The organism is Janthinobacterium sp. 75 (assembly GCF_004365495.1).
Classification (GTDB): Bacteria; Pseudomonadota; Gammaproteobacteria; order Burkholderiales; family Burkholderiaceae_D; genus Janthinobacterium.
Map to the genome: position 1 here is coordinate 118,335 of NZ_SORD01000001.1, position 16,288 is coordinate 134,622.

The 16,288-nt window shown below is 63.0% G+C and carries 19 protein-coding genes; 12 read left to right on the forward strand and 7 right to left on the reverse strand.

What is annotated here, in order from left to right; translation table 11 throughout:
• Positions 1-37: 37 nt before the first annotated feature.
• The 5 genes from C8C89_RS00580 to C8C89_RS00600 form a co-directional block, all read right to left on the reverse strand.
• Complete coding sequence (locus C8C89_RS00580) at positions 38-505, reverse strand: hypothetical protein (protein WP_133988634.1); 468 nt, start codon at positions 503-505, stop codon at positions 38-40.
• 44 nt (positions 506-549) lie between these two features.
• The gene (locus C8C89_RS00585; protein ID WP_133988635.1) at positions 550-2,019 is read right to left on the reverse strand and encodes a hypothetical protein; all 1,470 of its coding nucleotides are present in this window, start codon (positions 2,017-2,019) and stop codon (positions 550-552) included.
• Positions 2,016-3,500 (reverse strand): hypothetical protein, encoded by a 1,485-nt coding sequence (locus C8C89_RS00590; protein WP_133988636.1) that lies wholly within the window; start codon positions 3,498-3,500, stop codon positions 2,016-2,018. The genes C8C89_RS00585 and C8C89_RS00590 overlap by 4 nt, the downstream gene beginning before the upstream one ends.
• Before the next feature lie 124 nt (positions 3,501-3,624).
• The gene (rfaE2, locus tag C8C89_RS00595; RefSeq protein WP_133988637.1) at positions 3,625-4,107 is read right to left on the reverse strand and encodes a D-glycero-beta-D-manno-heptose 1-phosphate adenylyltransferase; all 483 of its coding nucleotides are present in this window, start codon (positions 4,105-4,107) and stop codon (positions 3,625-3,627) included.
• Positions 4,108-4,136: 29 nt separating this feature from the next.
• A complete protein-coding gene (locus C8C89_RS00600) occupies positions 4,137-4,382 on the reverse strand; it encodes a DUF3717 domain-containing protein (protein WP_101483874.1) in 246 nt (81 codons plus the stop codon).
• A gap of 134 nt (positions 4,383-4,516) precedes the next feature.
• Here C8C89_RS00600 and C8C89_RS00605 point away from each other — a divergent pair, with 134 nt between their 5' ends.
• The 8 genes from C8C89_RS00605 (at position 4,517) to C8C89_RS00640 (ending at position 9,646) form a co-directional block, all read left to right on the forward strand.
• Positions 4,517-5,449: a hydrogen peroxide-inducible genes activator gene (locus C8C89_RS00605; protein WP_101483873.1), complete on the forward strand. Its 933-nt coding sequence runs from the start codon at positions 4,517-4,519 to the stop codon at positions 5,447-5,449.
• Between the two features lie 76 nt (positions 5,450-5,525).
• Positions 5,526-6,380, forward strand: a complete 855-nt coding sequence (ubiA, locus tag C8C89_RS00610) for a 4-hydroxybenzoate octaprenyltransferase (RefSeq protein WP_133988638.1) — start codon at positions 5,526-5,528, stop codon at positions 6,378-6,380.
• A 107-nt stretch (positions 6,381-6,487) separates the two neighbouring features.
• Positions 6,488-6,844 (forward strand): DUF883 family protein, encoded by a 357-nt coding sequence (locus C8C89_RS00615; RefSeq protein WP_046683402.1) that lies wholly within the window; start codon positions 6,488-6,490, stop codon positions 6,842-6,844.
• A gap of 56 nt (positions 6,845-6,900) precedes the next feature.
• Positions 6,901-7,287, forward strand: coding sequence for a phage holin family protein (locus C8C89_RS00620; protein ID WP_101483871.1), 387 nt, complete (start codon positions 6,901-6,903; stop codon positions 7,285-7,287).
• Positions 7,284-7,634, forward strand: a complete 351-nt coding sequence (locus tag C8C89_RS00625; protein ID WP_133988639.1) for a hypothetical protein — start codon at positions 7,284-7,286, stop codon at positions 7,632-7,634. The genes C8C89_RS00620 and C8C89_RS00625 overlap by 4 nt, the downstream gene beginning before the upstream one ends.
• 91 nt (positions 7,635-7,725) lie before the next feature.
• Positions 7,726-8,283 carry a DUF3455 domain-containing protein gene (locus C8C89_RS00630; RefSeq protein WP_133988640.1) on the forward strand — a complete coding sequence of 186 codons (558 nt, stop codon included), beginning with the start codon at positions 7,726-7,728 and terminating at the stop codon, positions 8,281-8,283.
• Between the two features lie 74 nt (positions 8,284-8,357).
• Positions 8,358-8,933: a sigma-70 family RNA polymerase sigma factor gene (locus C8C89_RS00635; RefSeq protein ID WP_243857856.1), complete on the forward strand. Its 576-nt coding sequence runs from the start codon at positions 8,358-8,360 to the stop codon at positions 8,931-8,933.
• On the forward strand, positions 8,930-9,646 hold the full coding sequence (locus C8C89_RS00640) for an anti-sigma factor (RefSeq protein WP_208327661.1): 717 nt from the start codon (positions 8,930-8,932) through the stop codon (positions 9,644-9,646). The genes C8C89_RS00635 and C8C89_RS00640 overlap by 4 nt, the downstream gene beginning before the upstream one ends.
• 7 nt (positions 9,647-9,653) lie before the next feature.
• Here the strand turns inward: C8C89_RS00640 and proC are convergent, their stop codons facing one another.
• On the reverse strand, positions 9,654-10,484 hold the full coding sequence (gene proC / locus C8C89_RS00645) for a pyrroline-5-carboxylate reductase (protein WP_133988641.1): 831 nt from the start codon (positions 10,482-10,484) through the stop codon (positions 9,654-9,656).
• A gap of 18 nt (positions 10,485-10,502) precedes the next feature.
• A complete protein-coding gene (locus tag C8C89_RS00650; protein ID WP_133988642.1) occupies positions 10,503-11,207 on the reverse strand; it encodes a YggS family pyridoxal phosphate-dependent enzyme in 705 nt (234 codons plus the stop codon).
• A gap of 70 nt (positions 11,208-11,277) precedes the next feature.
• On the opposite strand from C8C89_RS00650, the gene C8C89_RS00655 reads away from it, so the two are divergent.
• From C8C89_RS00655 to C8C89_RS00670, 4 genes are all read left to right on the forward strand, one after another.
• The gene (locus C8C89_RS00655; RefSeq protein ID WP_133988643.1) at positions 11,278-12,321 is read left to right on the forward strand and encodes a type IV pilus twitching motility protein PilT; all 1,044 of its coding nucleotides are present in this window, start codon (positions 11,278-11,280) and stop codon (positions 12,319-12,321) included.
• A 3-nt stretch (positions 12,322-12,324) separates the two neighbouring features.
• Positions 12,325-13,464, forward strand: a complete 1,140-nt coding sequence (locus tag C8C89_RS00660; RefSeq protein ID WP_133988644.1) for a PilT/PilU family type 4a pilus ATPase — start codon at positions 12,325-12,327, stop codon at positions 13,462-13,464.
• A gap of 1 nt (position 13,465) precedes the next feature.
• On the forward strand, positions 13,466-13,951 hold the full coding sequence (locus tag C8C89_RS00665) for a glutathione peroxidase (protein WP_133988645.1): 486 nt from the start codon (positions 13,466-13,468) through the stop codon (positions 13,949-13,951).
• A gap of 185 nt (positions 13,952-14,136) precedes the next feature.
• Complete coding sequence (locus tag C8C89_RS00670) at positions 14,137-16,236, forward strand: EAL domain-containing protein (protein ID WP_133988646.1); 2,100 nt, start codon at positions 14,137-14,139, stop codon at positions 16,234-16,236.
• Positions 16,237-16,288: the final 52 nt, after the last annotated feature.

Consider the following 16,288-nt stretch of genomic DNA (forward strand, 5'->3'; position numbering starts at 1 on the left):
GGTGATTCCTTCGATGATGCGTACGACGGCGTGCGGCTTAGCGGCGGCTCGATGTAAAGGTCAACAGTAACGCGACCAGGCCCACCAGCACCAGCGGTCCCATGAATAGTGGCGCGAGGAATTTATGCGCGTTCACGGCGGCCAGCACCACGCCCGTGGCCAGGCTGGCCAGGAAGATGAACAGCCACCAGCCTGAAGCATTGGCCTTGTTCGGCGGAACGCGCTTGGCCACCAAACCATTCGCATAGGCATTCTTGGCAAAGAAAAAGGCGATGAACAGCAGCAAGAGCACCACGCCGCCGACCAGGGTGTCGCGCGACGAGGTATCGGTCGTGCTGGCAGGATCCAATGCGGGCGCAGCTTCGGTGGTGGCCGTGGTGCTGCTGGCAGCGCTGGCGGCGGAAGCGTCGGCGGCGGGCGGCACGGATGCCGGGGCCGTCACCGGGACCGGGACCGGGACCGGCAAAGTAAAGCCTGTGTTGTCTTTTGGAGTATCTTGCGCCATGGTATGCCTCTGTTGAATGGGAGTAATTTTTAAGGATTCGTTGTTCAGGCCAGGCTCAGGGTATGGCCGTCCGCCACGCGCACGACGGCCGGCTTGCCCAGTCCACGCTTGAGTTCGCCGATGTCGCGGCCGTTATCATCGCGGATCTGCACGCTTTTAAATGGTTTCATTAACACTTGCCGCTGCAGGCCGTCTACCATCACCTTGTAGCGCGTGGCGCGCGTACCCAGCAAACCCAGCGCCAGCAGACCCAGCACGAGTGCCAGCACGCCGCCCAATATCACCAGCACGGGCAGCAGCGGATACTGGATGCGCACCAGCAGGGGAATCGTCGCCTGCGAGGCGCGCACGCTGTCTGGCGGCGTAAACATGCTTGAGATCGGGTCGCCGGGGAAGAGTTCCTGCAAATCCTTGCCAAAACTTCCGGCCAGCGCCAGCCGCTGTTCCGACAAGCTCACTTGCGCCTGCATGGGCAGCATCACTTGCTTGCCCATGGCGGCGATCGCCTGCGCCGACCACGGCGAGGGAATCTGCGCCATCGGCAACGCAAACTGTACCTGCACGGCCTGGCTGGCGCCCGGCTGCAGCTGGCGGATTTGATCGGGCGCCACGTGCAGGGGCGCATTCTGGCCCGCCAGACTGGCGTGCACTTTGGCGCTATCGATGACGTACGGGAAAAACATGTTTTGCAGGGACGCCTGCAGCACCACTTGCGGCACCAGGCTCGCCGCATCGACGTCGAGCACGATGGTGCGCCCGTCGCGGCCCAGGCTGGCGTGCACGTTGGGACTGTTCTTGACGGACTGGGGCACGATGCGCACGGCATCCTGGTCCACCGGTTTTAATCGTGCGGGCGGACGCGTCAGCACTTGCGACAACCGCCCTTCAGCCAGGATGCGGGTCAACGCCTCGGACGCGGGCTGGCCATACGCCAGCGCATACACCATCAAGCCCTTGGCACTGTACAGCTTGCCCTGCACGGGCATGCGCAGCGGAAACACCAAGGTCTTGGTGATCGATGGTTCCAAATGCAGCAAGCGGTAAAAGTCGCGGTTGCGCTCGGCCGTCTGGCTGTCGTTGTTCGGGCTGTTCTTGTTATTGGTAAAGATCCACACGATGCCGGAGGCGGACTGAAACGGCCCCGTGATGGTTTTTGTGACGGCTTCCTGGAAATCCGTGTCAGCCAGTGCGCCGCCATTGCCCTTGCGCGCCAGGCCCAGGCTGGCCAGCTGGCCCGCCACGCCGGCGCCGCCCTGGCCCTGCCCCAGCAGCGACGGCGACACGTGCGCGCCGCTGCTCTGGCTGAAGGCCAAGGTATAGACTTTATCGGACGGGTTCGTGGCGGCCTGCGCCACGGCGCCCACCAATGCCTTCAATTGCGAATGCTCGTCCGTGTAGAACGGTTCCATCCAGCCCGAGTTTTGCACCAGAAACGCTTGCTGGATGCCCGCGGCCTGCACGCCGGCTGCACTGAGCAAAGCGGCACAGGCCGCGATCAGGACGCGCGCCTTCATGCCTGCAAGGTCCAGCCATCGATGCGCGACAGCAGCGGGTGGTACCCCCACAGCGTGCGTTCATGGATAAACAGGCGTACTCGCCACGGCTCGCTGACGGCAAAGGTATGAAACACGGTTTCGCGCAATTCATCGTCCTGCACCAGCTGGGCTGCCAGGCGTTCATTCGAGCGCAGCACGCTGGACAGACCCGCGCTGGTGGCGAACTTGACACCGAAGACGCTGTTGCCCCCGCCCGATTCGAGCAGCGGCATGACAGCCTGGTTCTTGCCGCCATCGTCGCCGTGTTCCGGCTCTTCCCACGGCGCCGTCTTCAGCTTGGTGGCGAAGCGGTAATTGAAGCTGCCCGAGCACAGGCGCGGCGCCAGCGCGTCGGCCTTCTCGACCTGGACACCCAGTTTCACATACACGTAGGTGCCGCGGCGGTTTTCAAAGCACAGTTGCCACAGGCCACCGTCGCGCGACAGGTAGGGGCTGCCGAATTCGAAGTGCGGCACCAGTCCTTCGGGCCAGGGCGTAAACGAAGCGGCCACGTTGCCGTCCGGCTGCAGTTGCAGCCGCAGCTGGCCGTTGGCGCAGGGCCACACGGCCATGCGGTTGTAAGCCACGGGCGCACTGACGGCGCCCAGGTCCACGACGCCGTCGAGCAGCACGTCGCTGCCCGGCTTTTGCGTTGCGTCAAGGTTGACGAAGCGGATACGGCCATCGTCGTCGCGCAGCGGCGCCCACAGGCGGTTCTGGAACCAGACGGGCGCGGCCGCGCAAGGCGCGCCGCCCACATGCTCGACCACGTAGCTCAGCGAAGGCACGTCGGGACGGAGGCAAGCGAGGCCGTGACTCGTCGGCAAGACCAGCACGCTGTTAAATTCCGGCACCAGCTCGGCGCGCCAGGCGCCGTGGACCAGGTCCGATTCAGCCAGCAAGCCGCCATACGCGGGGTCCAGCGCCAGCCAGCGTTTCGAGGCGGGCAGCCAGGCGTGCAAGACCGCCTTGCGCGGGTCCAGTGCCAGCAGCGCGGCAGCGCTGGTGCCAAACTGGGCGGAAAAAAATTCATACTCGCCCGGCGGCGGCATGGGCAGCGAGGCGTCGGCCTGCGCATGCTCTTCGCGCGCGCGCTGGTCGGCCAGTTTCAAAGGCACGCTGGCCTGGCGCAAGCCGGCCGCGCCAGCCGGTGGCACCTCGCTGACGGGATGCGCACCGTAGGGCGGCACCCACGGCGGCGTGACGGCCGTGTCGGGCGGCACCTGCAAGGCCGTGCCGGTGGCAGGGTCGAACGAGAATTCAGGCGGAAACTGCCGCACGGGCGCGCCGGCGGCAGCGGGCAGGCGCCGCGCGTGCATCAGCAGGCCGATATCGGCAGGGCTCAGCAAAGGCGAGACGTTCTGGCCGTCCGCGCTGCGCTGCATGGTCCACGCGCCATCGTCATCGACGAACCAGACGCCAGAGGGCACGCCCCAATCCCCAGAAGTTTTAAGATCCATGTATTTTCTATGACAAACAATGCATATGGTGTAACGTGTGCTGGGGCTGACGCAACGAGGTCGCAGCCCTGGCAGTTCTCATAGTAACGTCTTTTTATCTGTATGGAAACATTGACGGCGTTCCTCAGCCCTGCTGCGTCCGCACTTTCGTCAACAGCTTCGTGGTCGAGCGGTCGTGTGCGAAATCGATGGCTACGGCCTGGCCGCCATACGCCAGCACGGCCTTGCCTTCAGGAATGGCCGCCATATCGTAGTCGCCACCCTTGGCATAGATTTCCGGCTCGATCTCCTGCACCACTTCCAGGGCGCTGTCTTCCGAGAACGGCACCACCAGGCTCACCGCTTCCAGCGCGGCCAGCACGGCCATGCGGTCTTCGCAGCTGTTCAACGGACGGTCGTCGCCCTTGCCCAGGCGTTTCACCGAGGCATCCGTGTTCACGGCCACCACCAGCGAGGCGCCCAGCGCGCGCGCCTGCGCCAGATAGGTCACGTGGCCGCGGTGCAGAATGTCGAACACGCCATTCGTCACCACCACCGGTTTCGGCAGGGCCGCGGCGCGGGCGCGCAGTTCGTCACGGCCGCACAGTTTGTTTTCAAAATCAGGCATGGATATCTCTTGTTGGGTTATATATGTGGTCACGACCCGGCGTGGCTATCGCCTTGCATGCCGCCGCCATCGTGGCGCCAGGCATCGATCAAGGCCAGGATGGCCGGTTCCAGGCCCTCTTCGGCGATGTGATCTTGCCGGTAGTAAATCATCAGCGCATACACGCTGGCCAGGCGGCTGACGGGCGGCGACAGCGCATATTCATTGCCGCGCGCCGGTTGCCTGGCACGCCAGTAGTTGATTGCCGCTTCCAGCGCCTGCATCTGCAGTTCCATCGCCCTCTCCCTTCGCTGCCTGGTCCCGCATTATAGGGGGCGATCCGCTACAATACGCCATCGGCGCCACAGTTTCACGTTTGCGCCACCTTTCATTCATTGCAAGTAAGCACTTCCTGTGTTTCAATCGGACTATGACACTGACTGAACTGAAATATATCGTTGCAGTCGCGCGAGCGAAGCACTTCGGGCATGCTGCCGAAGCCTGCTTCGTTGCCCAGCCCACCCTGTCAGTGGCGATCAAGAAACTCGAAGACGAATTGGGTGTGGTCCTGTTCGAACGGGGCGGCGCGGAAATCTCCGTCACGCCCCTGGGCGCGCAGATCATTGCGCAAGCCGAGCGTGTGCTGGAACAGACGGCCGCCATCAAGGAACTCGCCAAGCAAAACAAGGACCCGCTGGCCGGCCCCCTGCGCCTGGGCGTGATCTATACGATCGGCCCCTACCTGCTGCCGCCCCTGGTCAAGGCCATGATAGACCAGGTGCCGCAGATGCCTTTGATTTTGCAGGAAAACTTCACGGTTCGCCTGCTCGAATTGCTGCGCCAGGGCGAACTGGACGTGGCCATCATGGCCCTGCCGCTGCCCGACCACGGCATGTCCATGCAGGAACTGTATGATGAACCGTTCGTCGTGGCCATGCCGCGCCAGCATCCGTGGACAGCGCGTGAAAAAATCGCCGCGCAAGATTTGAAATCGGAAACCATGCTCCTGCTGGGCAATGGCCATTGCTTCCGCGACCAGGTGCTGGAAGTGTGCCCCGAAATGGCACGCTTTTCCTCGCCCGGCAACGGTATGCAGCGCACGTTTGAAGGTTCCTCCCTGGAAACCATCCGTCACATGGTGGCCAGCGGCATCGGCCTGACGGTCTTGCCGCGCGCCTCCGTGTCAAATATGCACACCACCGAGGGCATGCTCGAATACCGGCCATTCGCCGCCCCCGTGCCATCACGCAGGGTGGTGATGCTCTGGCGCAAGAGTTTTACGCGCAAGGCCGCCATCGACGCCCTCTGCGCAGCCATCGCCAGCTGCGACTTGCCCGGCATCACACCACTCTGCGAGGAGTAGGTCGGCGGCGTCAAATAGTAGACCACGCACTATTTTGCGATAATCGATCTTTCTCTTCAACAAGATCGAGTCTTCCATGAACAAGCTGGCGCTGTATTTCCGCCTGATACGGCTGGACAAGCCTATCGGTACCGTATTGCTGCTGTGGCCTACCCTGTGTGCGCTATGGCTGGCGCAGCAGGGCGTGCCGGACTGGCGGCTGCTGCTCATCTTCACCCTCGGCACTTTCCTGATGCGCTCGGCTGGCTGCGCCATCAACGACTACGCCGATCAGGATATCGACAAATTCGTCAAGCGTACGGTGGACCGTCCCATCACCAGCGGGCGGATCAGCGGCAAGGAAGCGCTGGCTGTTGCCGGCGTACTGAGCGTGCTGGCCTTTTGCCTGATCCTGCCCTTGAATGCGCTGACCAAGCAGCTGTCGGTGGCCGCCGTCATCATCGCCGGCACCTACCCCTACTTCAAGCGCTTCTTTGCGATTCCGCAAGCCTACCTGGGTATCGCCTTCGGCTTCGGCATCCCCATGGGCTTTGCCGCCATCACGGATAGCGTGCCCGTCGTCGCCTGGCTGCTGCTGCTGGGTAATGTCTTCTGGGCCGTGGCCTACGATACGGAGTACGCGATGGTCGACCGCGACGACGACTTAAAAATCGGCATCAAGACCTCGGCCATCACCTTTGGCCGCTACGACGTGGCCATCATCATGCTGTGCTATGCCGCTTTCCTGCTGCTGTGGCTGGTCTGCGGCTGGCACCTGGGCTTGCGCTACTGGTATGTGGCGGGCTTGCTGGTGGCGGCCGGCTGCGCCGTTTACCACTACACCCTGATCCGCGCACGCGAGCGTATGCCGTGTTTTGCGGCGTTCCGGCATAATAACTGGCTAGGAGCAGCGGTGTTTGCGGGCGTGGTGCTGGACTTTGCTTTCCGTTAATCAATGATCTTGCGCTGCGGCAACCCTTGAGGCGGCGCAAGACTAGCCTGTCCGCTGCTGCCTACACTGGTATTTCACTGTGCAGTTTCACTTCCATGAGGTAATACATGAGCTCGATACATACCGGAAAATCCAGCAGCGACAGCATCCTCGCCGACGCCGACAAGGCCCGCGACAAACTGGTCGGCGACCTGAAAACCGTCATCAATGAAGCGGAAGGCTGGCTCGATGGCGCCAAGGATCAGACGGGCGAGAATGTCAAAGCCGTCAAGGACAAGTTCATCGCCACCCTGGAAACGGCCAAGAAAGACTTGATCAAGCTGGAAGAAGACTTGCTCGAACGTACCAAGAAGGCGGCCAAGGCCACCGATGAATACGTGCAGGACAATCCATGGAAAGCCGTGGGCGCGGGCGCCGTCGTGGGCGTGCTGTTCGGTCTGCTGCTCTCCTCGTCACGCCGCTAAACAGTAACGACGCCGTACCGACGGCCTAGGCCGTCTCCTGACGCGAAAGGCAGCATATGGCTATCGTGCACCATGTCGCCCAAGTCGCAGCGACCCTCGCCGCCATCGTCCAGACCCGTCTGGCCCTGGCGGCCGTGGAAATGGAAGAAGAGTCGCTGCGCTTCCTGTCCTATCTGGCGCTGGCCATGTTGGCACTGCTGTGCCTGTTTGTCGGCCTGGTGCTGCTGGTCTTCCTCGTCATCGTCGTATTCTGGGACACGCATCGCATTGCCGCCATCGCCATCACGGCCGCCGTCTTCATCACTGCCGCCCTCGCCACCCTGCTGGGCGTGCGCGCCAGCTTCCGCAGCAAGCCGAAACTGCTGTCCTTCACACTTTCAGAACTGAACAAAGACCTGGACGAGCTGCAACTGCTGGCGCGCCGGGAATCGGAGCGGCCATGACCACGCATCCCACCAAACTGTCGCATGTTCACACGGCCGCCAGCCTGGCGCAGCGGCGCGACGCGCTGCTGGCCGAATGCACGCTGCAGCGTCTGGCCCTGGGCGTGCAGACGCGCCAGTTGCTGGAACCATTGACAGGCGGCAATCTGCGCCACACCCTGGCCACGCGTTTCAAGATTCCCCTGATGCTGGGCGGCGCCGCGCTGGGCCTGCTGCTGGTACGCCCGCGGCGTTTCGTGCCGCTGCTGCTGGCTGGCGCCTCGCTGCTCAAGCATGCGAACGCTGCCCTGCCCCTGATCCGCACCCTGTTGCACCGCGTCGGCAAGCAGGCGCCGCCTCCGCCCTGAAAAATATTTTTACCTGGCTGCATCCAAATGACAGGCCCATGGGTAGTCATGGTATCAACCAGCCGGTTGAGCCAACTACCAGGAGTTCGCCATGCTTGCCCACACCGCACCACGCCACGCCGTTCCCGCCTTCGCCCTGCTGAGCGCCGCCCTGCTGCTGAGCGCCTGCGCCCCCATGAGCGCGCGCTATTCGCAGGAACAATTACCGAACGCCGTTAAAGTACCCGATGGCCACCAAGTCGCCATGCAGACTGTAGGCGTGGGCAAGATCGCCTACGAATGCAAGGTAAAAAAAGACATGACGGGCCATGAATGGGTCTTCGTGGGCCCGGATGCGGCCCTGAACGACCGCAGCGGCATGCAAGTGGGCACGTATGTCGGTCCGCCTGCGACTTGGGCCAACCTGGACGGTTCGAAAGTGACGGCGACGCAAGTGGCCGTGGCGCCCGCCGGCGCGGGCAATATCCCGTATCAGCTGGTGAAAGCCAATCCGGCCACGGGCAGCGGCGCCATGCAGGGCGTCAGCTACATCCAGCGCGTGGCCACCAGCGGCGGCGTGGCCCCGGCAACGCCGTGCGGCATGGACACCGTTGGCGTCAAGCAATGGGTGCCCTACCAGGCTGACTATATCTTCTGGAAAGCCGCATAAATCAGTGAAAACGATGGTTGGCAAGCCCGTTTCTGGCCTATACTCGGCACTGAAAACTTGCTAACCGTTAACTCTTGACGATTGCGCCCACCTTGCCAACGCTAGCCACCCCGTTCGATTACGATGCCGCCCTGCGCGCCTGCGCCAGGGGCGAGCAGCAGGCCTTGCACGGCCTGTACCAGCAAGAAAGCCGCTATCTGCTGGGCGTGGCCCTGCGCATCGTGCGCCAGCGGGCACTGGCCGAAGACGTGCTGCACGACGCCTTCCTGAACATCTGGCGCCGCGCCGGCAGTTTCGACGCCACGCGCGGCAGCGGCAAGGGCTGGATCTATGTGGTGGTGCGGCATCAGGCGCTGAACGTGGCGCGCGCCCGCGCCCATGAAGTATCGGCCGACGAGGATACCGTGGAAACCCTGCTGCACGAACGACAAGGCCATGATGCCGGCGACGCCTACGCCCTTCAGGCGGACATGGGCAAGCTGCACGATTGCCTCGGTCACCTGGACGAATCCAAACGCAATAGCATTCTGTACGCCTACGTGGATGGCTGTTCCCACAGCGAAATCGCGCAGCGCCTGCAAGCGCCGCTGGGCACCGTCAAGGCTTGGGTCAAGCGTGGGCTGGCCGCCTTGCGGGAGTGCATGGGATGATGAATAGCGACGAGGAATTGCAAAGGCTGGCCAGCCAATACGTGCTGGGTACCCTGGAACTGGCCGAGCGCGCGGAAGTGGAACAGCGCTTGCCGCGCGAGCCAGCGCTGCGCGACGCGGTTGCTGCGTGGGAACAGCGTCTGCTGCCATTGACCACGCTGGCGCCGCCCGCAGCGCCCTCTGCGCAACTGTGGCCACGCATCAGCGCCAGCCTGTTCACGCCGAAAACCGTGCAGCAGGCGGGCGGCTGGCAAGCGTGGTGGAACAGCCTGGCTTTCTGGCGCGTGCTGGCCGGCGGCGGCCTGGTGGCCACGGCAGCGCTGGCCGTGCTGGTCACGGTGCAGCTGCAAGCGCCAAGCGGACCCGGCTACCTGGTGGTGCTGGTGGCGCCGCAGGATAAATCGCCGGGCTGGATCGTGCAGGCGGGCGGACGCGGCGGCAAGAACCGCGACCTGAGCCTGATCCCGCTGGGCCCGACTAGCGTGCCGCAGCAAAAAGCCCTGCAATTCTGGACCAAGGGCAAGGACTGGGGCGCCCCCGTCTCGCTGGGCCTGGTCAAGCCGGGTCAATCCGTCAAGTTGACATTGGACAAGCTGCCGCCGCTGCAGCCGGAGCAACTGTTTGAAATCACGCTGGAACCGGCTACGGGTTCGCCCACGGGTCGGCCGACGGGGCCGATTTTATACATCGGCCGCGCCGTCAAGGTGATGTAAGCGGAACTTATTTGCCCAGCTCGTCCCCCATCTCGCGCCCCCGCTGCGCGGCCGCCTTGATGCCCTTGACGATGGCAGCCTTGACGCCGCTCTCTTCCATACTGGTCAGCGCCGCATACGTGGTGCCCCCTTTCGAGGTAACGCGCTCGCGCAGCAGCGACACGGGTTCGCTGGAGTTCGCCGCCAGCTGCGCGGCGCCCGTAAAGGTGGCAATCGCCAGCTGCGTGCCCTGCTCCGGCGTCAAGCCCAGTTCTGCGGCCGCCTGCTGCATCGCTTCGATAAAGTAAAACACGTAAGCGGGGCCGCTGCCCGACACGGCCGTCACAGGGTCGATCTTCGCCTCGTCGTCGAGCCAGACGGTCTGGCCGACGGCGCGCAGGATGGCGTCCGCCGTCTTTTTCTGTTCCTCGCTGACGCCGCTGCTGGCCACCATGCCCGTGATGCCCATGCCGATCAGGGCCGGCGTGTTCGGCATGCAGCGCACGATGGCGGGATAATCACCGAGCCAGCGCGACAGGTCTTGCGCGCGGATGCCGGCGGCGATCGACAGGATCAATGGCGCCCGTTCCCCATCGAGGAAGGGCAGCAACTGCGCCACCACTTCGCGCATGCTTTGCGGTTTGACTGCCAGCACGATCACGTCCACGGCGCGCAGCGCTTCGTCCGCAAGCATCGCCGTCGTGACGCCGAATTGGGCCTGCAATTTTTCCAGCGCTGGCGCGTGCGGGTCGATCACGTGGATGTTGCCGCCCAAGGTCAACTTGCCGGCCAGGCCGGCGATCAGAGCCGCAGCCATATTGCCGCCGCCCACAAATGCGATATTCAATTCTGTCGTCATGGCGATGCTTTCATTCAATCAGTGAGAGTAATTACGGGAACCGAAGATGGCACTGCCCACGCGCACGATGGTGGCGCCTTCCAGCACGGCGGCGCGCATGTCAGCCGACATGCCCATGGACAGGGTATCGAGCGCCAGCCCTTCAGCCTTCAATTGTTCGTACAGCGCACGCAATTGCGCAAAGGCCCGGCGCTGGAGGGAGACATCCGTTTCCGGCTCGGGAATCGCCATCAGGCCGCGCAGGCGCAAGCGGGGCAGCTGCGCCACAGCGCGCGCCAGCGCCGGCAATTCCGCTGGCGTCACACCGCTCTTGCTGGCCTCGCCGCTGATATTGACTTGCAGACAGATATTCAGGTCCGGCAAGCCGGCCGGGCGCTGTTCGGACAGGCGCGCGGCGATCTTTTCCCGTTCCACCGTGTGCACCCAGTCGAAATGTTCGGCGATGGGGCGCGTCTTGTTGCTCTGGATGGGGCCGATGAAGTGCCAGACGGGTGCGCCTTGCGGCAGCGCAAGCTTGACGGCGGCGATCTTGTCGAGCGCTTCCTGCAAATAGTTTTCGCCAAACGCCGCCTGGCCCGCGCGCATCGCTGCCAGCACGGCGTCCGCGCCAAAGGTCTTCGAGACTGCCAGCAGGGTCACGTCGGTCGGCGCGCGCTGCGCGTCAGAGGCGGCCTGCGCAATACTGTCGCGCACGGCTTGCAAGTTCTGTTCGATTGTGGACATAATCATTTTCTAGTGTATAGGGGCGGCGGCACAGTGCGCCAGCCCATCAATGCAGGCACAGGGATTATAAATGGACATCTCCGAATTACTCGCTTTCTCCGTCAGCAACAAGGCTTCCGACTTGCATCTGTCTTCCGGCCTGCCGCCGATGATACGGGTCCATGGCGACGTGCGCCGCCTGAACGTGGCCCCGCTCGAGCACAAGGAAGTGCACAGCATGATCTACGACATCATGAACGACAGCCAGCGCAAGGTCTATGAAGAAGCGCTGGAATGCGACTTCTCGTTCGAGATTCCTGGCCTGGCCCGCTTCCGCGTCAACGCCTACAACCAGGAACGGGGTGCTTCGGCCGTGCTGCGCACGATTCCGTCGAAAGTGCTGACCCTGGACGAACTCAACGCCCCACGCATCTTCGGCGAGCTGGCCATGCGCCCGCGCGGCCTCGTGCTGGTGACGGGCCCGACGGGTTCCGGCAAGTCGACCACCCTGGCGGCCATGGTGAACCACGTCAACGAACGCCTGAACCACCATATTCTCACCATCGAAGACCCGATCGAATTCGTGCATGAACCGAAAAAATGCCTGATCAACCAGCGCGAGGTGGGCTCGCACACGCATTCGTTCAGCAGCGCGCTGCGTTCGGCCCTGCGCGAGGACCCGGACGTGATTTTGGTGGGCGAATTGCGCGACCTGGAAACCATCCGCCTGGCGCTGACGGCGGCCGAGACGGGCCACCTGGTGTTCGGCACCCTGCACACCTCCTCGGCGGCAAAATCGATCGACCGCATCATCGACGTCTTCCCCGCCGAAGAAAAGGAAATGGTGCGCGCCATGTTGTCAGAATCCTTGCAAGCCGTCATTTCGCAAAACTTGCTGAAAACCAAGGACGGCAACGGCCGCGTAGCCGCGCATGAAATCATGCTGGCCACGCCGGCCGTGCGCAACCTGATCCGCGAAGCGAAAGTGGCGCAGATGTATTCGGCCATCCAGACGGGCAGCAACGTAGGCATGCAGACGCTGGACCAATGTCTCACCGACCTGGTGCGGCGCGGCACGATTTCCGCAGAAGCGGCCCGCGCGGCCGCCAAGTCGCCTGAAAACTTCCCCGGATAAGCCATGCAAACGACGCACGAACACTATGAAGCCATGCACGCGCTGCTGGCGCAGATGCGCGCTCGGGGCGGCTCGGACCTGTTCATCACGGCAGGCTTTCCTGCCGCCATCAAGCTCGATGGCAAGCTGACGCCGCTGGCCGGCGGCGCGCTCGCCGCGCAGCAGGCGGCAGGCTACGTGCGCGCCGTCATGAATGCGCGCCAGGCCGCCGAGTTCGAGTCCAGCCGCGAAGCCAATTTCGCCATCAGCCCGGAAGGCCTGGGGCGTTTCCGCGTGTCCGCCTTCGTGCAGATGGGCCAGGCAGGCATGGTCTTGCGATTGATCAATACCGCCATCCCCTCCCTGGACGCGCTGGGCTTGCCCGCCATCCTGCAAGACATCGTGATGAGCAAGCGGGGCCTCGTCATCATGGTGGGCGCCACGGGCTGCGGCAAGTCGACCACCCTGGCGGCGATGGTGGGTCACCGCAACGCCCACAGCCACGGCCATATCATCACCATCGAAGATCCCGTGGAATTCATCCATCCGCACGGCAACTGCATCGTCACCCAGCGCGAAGTGGGCGTCGATACGGACGACTGGGCCACGGCCCTGAAAAACACCCTGCGCCAGGCGCCCGACGTGATACAGATCGGGGAAATCCGCGACCGCGACACCATGGACCACGCCATCGCGTTTGCCGAGACGGGCCATCTGTGCCTGGCGACCTTGCACGCGAACAACGCCAACCAGGCACTGGACCGCATCATCAATTTCTTCCCCGAAGAGCGGCGCCAGCAGCTGTTGATGGACTTGTCGCTTAATTTGAAGGGCATGATTTCGCAGCGATTGATCCCCAACAAGGAAGGCGGCGGGCGCAAGGCGGCGCTGGAAATCCTGCTCAATTCGCCGCTGATGAGCGAGCTGATCTTCAAGGGCCAGGTGCACGAGATCAAGGAATTGATGAAAAAATCGCGCGAGCATGGCATGCAGACCTTTGACCAGGCCCTGTTCGACCTGCACGAAGCGGGCGCCATCAGCCATGAAGATGCGCTGCGCAATGCGGACTCCGTCAACGACCTGCGCCTGGCGATCAAACTGAAGGGCACAATGGCACCGGCAGCGGCGCCGTCGGCGAACGCCACCACACTGGGACTCCTCTGACATGAGCAGCATCCACGATTTCCAGGCCGAGGCGCTGGACGGCACGCCCGTCGATCTGGCGCAATACCGAGGCAAGGTGCTGCTGATCGTCAACACGGCCAGCGCCTGCGGTTTCACGCCCCAATACCAGGGCCTGGAAGCGCTGTACCGCGAATTCCATGAGCAGGGCCTGGTCGTGCTGGGCTTTCCCTGCAATCAATTCCGCCAGCAGGAACCGGGTTCGCGCGGAGATATCAAAGCCTTTTGCGAAAAAAATTTCGGCGTCACCTTTCCCCTGTTTGCCAAGGTTGATGTGAATGGCCCGCATGCCCATCCCCTGTTTGCGCAATTGAAACAGGCGGCGCCCGGCATACTGGGCACGCAATCGATCAAATGGAACTTCACCAAGTTTTTGGTGCGCAAGGATGGCAGCGTATTTCGCCGCTACGCGACGGCCAGCAAACCGGCCGGCCTGGCGGACGATATTCGCCAATTGCTACAGGAATAGCAATGCGATGCTTTTAATTTATAACAATAAATGCTGAAATCAATCAATCTGCATTTATTTCATGCTTGATATCAATATTGTGTTTCCAATAGCAAATTTCGGTGATAATGTTGACATAATTATTCGCAGATATCGATCAAAAAACGATGCCAGTCTTTGGGAAAATAATATCTTCATGGATGCGGATGGGCATTTATTCCCGCCTATTCATTCCTATTTTCTTCCTGATACTCGCCGTTTGCGCTGTCCGCTACCACGCCCTGCTCGGTACGGAAAGCGCGCTGGCCAACGCGCGCTATCAGAGCGATGCCCGACAACTCGACCTGTTCCTGGCCAATAGCGTGCTGCCGCTGACCGTGCACACGAACAGTCACGCGATGCACGACAAGGTGCGCCAGGTGCTGCGCAGCGCCCTGCCGCTGAACCGCAGCCTCGCCTCCGCGCACTGGGATACAACTGGCGGGCATGTCGAAGTGCTGGCCGACAAACCGCTGGCCGACAGCGTGCCCGCCTGGTTCGCGCGCCTGGCTGGCATCACGCCCATCCGCAGCCGCCTGACGGTGGCGCTGCCGGACGGCGGCGACGGCATCCTCGCCCTGCACTACACGCCCGCACTGCCTCTGGAGCAGGTATGGCACCGGGTGCGCGAACAGGCCGTCCTCAGCACCATCAATATCGCCCTGGTCTTCCTCCTGCTGGGCTTGATCCTGGCGTCGCACCGCCGGCTGCTGGCGCGGCTCGTGCAAGCGACCGATCGCTTCCGCGAAGGCAATTTCGCCGTGCGCCTGGCAGTCGGCGCCACGCCCGAAGCGCGAGCCGTGTCGGACTCGTTCAACAGCATGGCGGGCGATGTCGAAGAGCTGTTGACGTCACTGAAGACCAGCCAGCGCCAGCTGGGCGAACAGCTGAACGAAACCATGCACATGCAGCAGGCGCTGCAAAAACTGTCGTGGCAAAACTACAATGATGTACTGACGGGTTTACCCAACCGTGCCGCGCTGGCCGCACGCTTCGAACAGGAACTGTTCCTGGCGCGCGAACGCCAGCGCCTGCTGGCCGTCTGCCTGTTCGACCTCGACCACTTCCAGGCCATCAACGACCGCCACGGCGCCGAAGCGGGCGATGAAATTCTCAAGCAGGTGGCTGCCCGCCTGCACAGTTTTACGGGCCAGGTCCACTACGCGGCGCGCCTGGGCGGCGATGAATTCGTCATGCTGCTGTGCGGCCAGGCCAACATCGCCAGCATCGAACAGAACGTCACGCAATTGATGCAGGAACTGAGCCACCCCTACCAGTGCGACCAGCAGGCGCTGCACATGACGGCCAGCGTCGGCATCGCCGTCTATGCGGGCAAGGACTTGAATACGGAAAGCCTGCTGCGCCACGCCGACCACGCCGTCTACCAGGCGAAATTGACGGGGCGCAACCAGTACCACTTCTTCGACACCAATCTCGATGAAGAAGTGCGTACCCAGCACAACCAGCGCACGGAAGTGCGCCAGGCCCTGATCAACGGCGAACTGCGGCTGCATTACCAACCCAAGGTGAACATGCGCGCCGGCACGGTGGTGGGCATGGAAGCATTGCTGCGCTGGCAGCATGCGCGTCGCGGCCTGCTGGCGCCCGCGCAATTCCTGCCGCTGGTGGAGCAGACGGATTTGATCATCGACATCGGCGAATGGGTGCTGCGCCAGGCCCTGTGGCAGACGCATCGCTGGGCGGCTTGCGGCAAGCATTGGGTAGTCAGCGTGAATATCGCGGCGCGCCACTTCCAGCAACCCGACTTTGTCTCGCGCCTGGAAACCATCCTCGGCGAATTTCCCAGCGTGTGCGCCAGCATGCTGGAACTGGAAATCCTCGAATCGTCTGCCCTGCACGACATCCAGGACGTGCGTCGCATCATCCGCGCCTGCCAGGCGCTGGGCATCACCTTTGCCCTCGACGATTTCGGCACCGGCTATTCATCGATGTCCTACTTGAAGCGCCTGCCGGCAAACATCGTCAAGATCGACCAGAGCTTCGTGCGCAATATGCTCAACGACCGCGACGACCTGCACCTGGTGCGCGCCGTCATCGGCCTGGCCCGGTCATTCAGCTTGACGGTGATCGCCGAAGGCGTGGAAAGCGTCGAGCATGGCGCGCGCCTGATCCAGCTGGGCTGCGACCTGGCGCAAGGCTACGGCATCGCCCGCCCCATGCCGGCCGACGCCGTGGTGGAATGGGCGAACAATTTCGTCCCAGCCCCGCAATGGCGCATCGCGCAGTACAGCGAAGTGCCTATGTAGAGCTGATTCCAGCAGATGAATACATCTCCTGCTGGCGCTCCCTACCGGAATA

What these genes read in the sequence shown, in the direction of transcription:
- C8C89_RS00580 (WP_133988634.1), bottom strand. Translation starts at nt 505, where the DNA reads ATGGCGCAAGATACTCCAAAAGACAACACAGGCTTTACTTTGCCGGTC.
- C8C89_RS00585 (WP_133988635.1), bottom strand. Translation starts at nt 2,019, where the DNA reads ATGAAGGCGCGCGTCCTGATCGCGGCCTGTGCCGCTTTGCTCAGTGCA.
- C8C89_RS00590 (WP_133988636.1), bottom strand. Translation starts at nt 3,500, where the DNA reads ATGGATCTTAAAACTTCTGGGGATTGGGGCGTGCCCTCTGGCGTCTGG.
- rfaE2 (WP_133988637.1), bottom strand. Translation starts at nt 4,107, where the DNA reads ATGCCTGATTTTGAAAACAAACTGTGCGGCCGTGACGAACTGCGCGCC.
- C8C89_RS00600 (WP_101483874.1), bottom strand. Translation starts at nt 4,382, where the DNA reads ATGGAACTGCAGATGCAGGCGCTGGAAGCGGCAATCAACTACTGGCGT.
- C8C89_RS00605 (WP_101483873.1), top strand. Translation starts at nt 4,517, where the DNA reads ATGACACTGACTGAACTGAAATATATCGTTGCAGTCGCGCGAGCGAAG.
- ubiA (WP_133988638.1), top strand. Translation starts at nt 5,526, where the DNA reads ATGAACAAGCTGGCGCTGTATTTCCGCCTGATACGGCTGGACAAGCCT.
- C8C89_RS00615 (WP_046683402.1), top strand. Translation starts at nt 6,488, where the DNA reads ATGAGCTCGATACATACCGGAAAATCCAGCAGCGACAGCATCCTCGCC.
- C8C89_RS00620 (WP_101483871.1), top strand. Translation starts at nt 6,901, where the DNA reads ATGGCTATCGTGCACCATGTCGCCCAAGTCGCAGCGACCCTCGCCGCC.
- C8C89_RS00625 (WP_133988639.1), top strand. Translation starts at nt 7,284, where the DNA reads ATGACCACGCATCCCACCAAACTGTCGCATGTTCACACGGCCGCCAGC.
- C8C89_RS00630 (WP_133988640.1), top strand. Translation starts at nt 7,726, where the DNA reads ATGCTTGCCCACACCGCACCACGCCACGCCGTTCCCGCCTTCGCCCTG.
- C8C89_RS00640 (WP_208327661.1), top strand. Translation starts at nt 8,930, where the DNA reads ATGATGAATAGCGACGAGGAATTGCAAAGGCTGGCCAGCCAATACGTG.
- proC (WP_133988641.1), bottom strand. Translation starts at nt 10,484, where the DNA reads ATGACGACAGAATTGAATATCGCATTTGTGGGCGGCGGCAATATGGCT.
- C8C89_RS00650 (WP_133988642.1), bottom strand. Translation starts at nt 11,207, where the DNA reads ATGTCCACAATCGAACAGAACTTGCAAGCCGTGCGCGACAGTATTGCG.
- C8C89_RS00655 (WP_133988643.1), top strand. Translation starts at nt 11,278, where the DNA reads ATGGACATCTCCGAATTACTCGCTTTCTCCGTCAGCAACAAGGCTTCC.
- C8C89_RS00660 (WP_133988644.1), top strand. Translation starts at nt 12,325, where the DNA reads ATGCAAACGACGCACGAACACTATGAAGCCATGCACGCGCTGCTGGCG.
- C8C89_RS00665 (WP_133988645.1), top strand. Translation starts at nt 13,466, where the DNA reads ATGAGCAGCATCCACGATTTCCAGGCCGAGGCGCTGGACGGCACGCCC.
- C8C89_RS00670 (WP_133988646.1), top strand. Translation starts at nt 14,137, where the DNA reads ATGGGCATTTATTCCCGCCTATTCATTCCTATTTTCTTCCTGATACTC.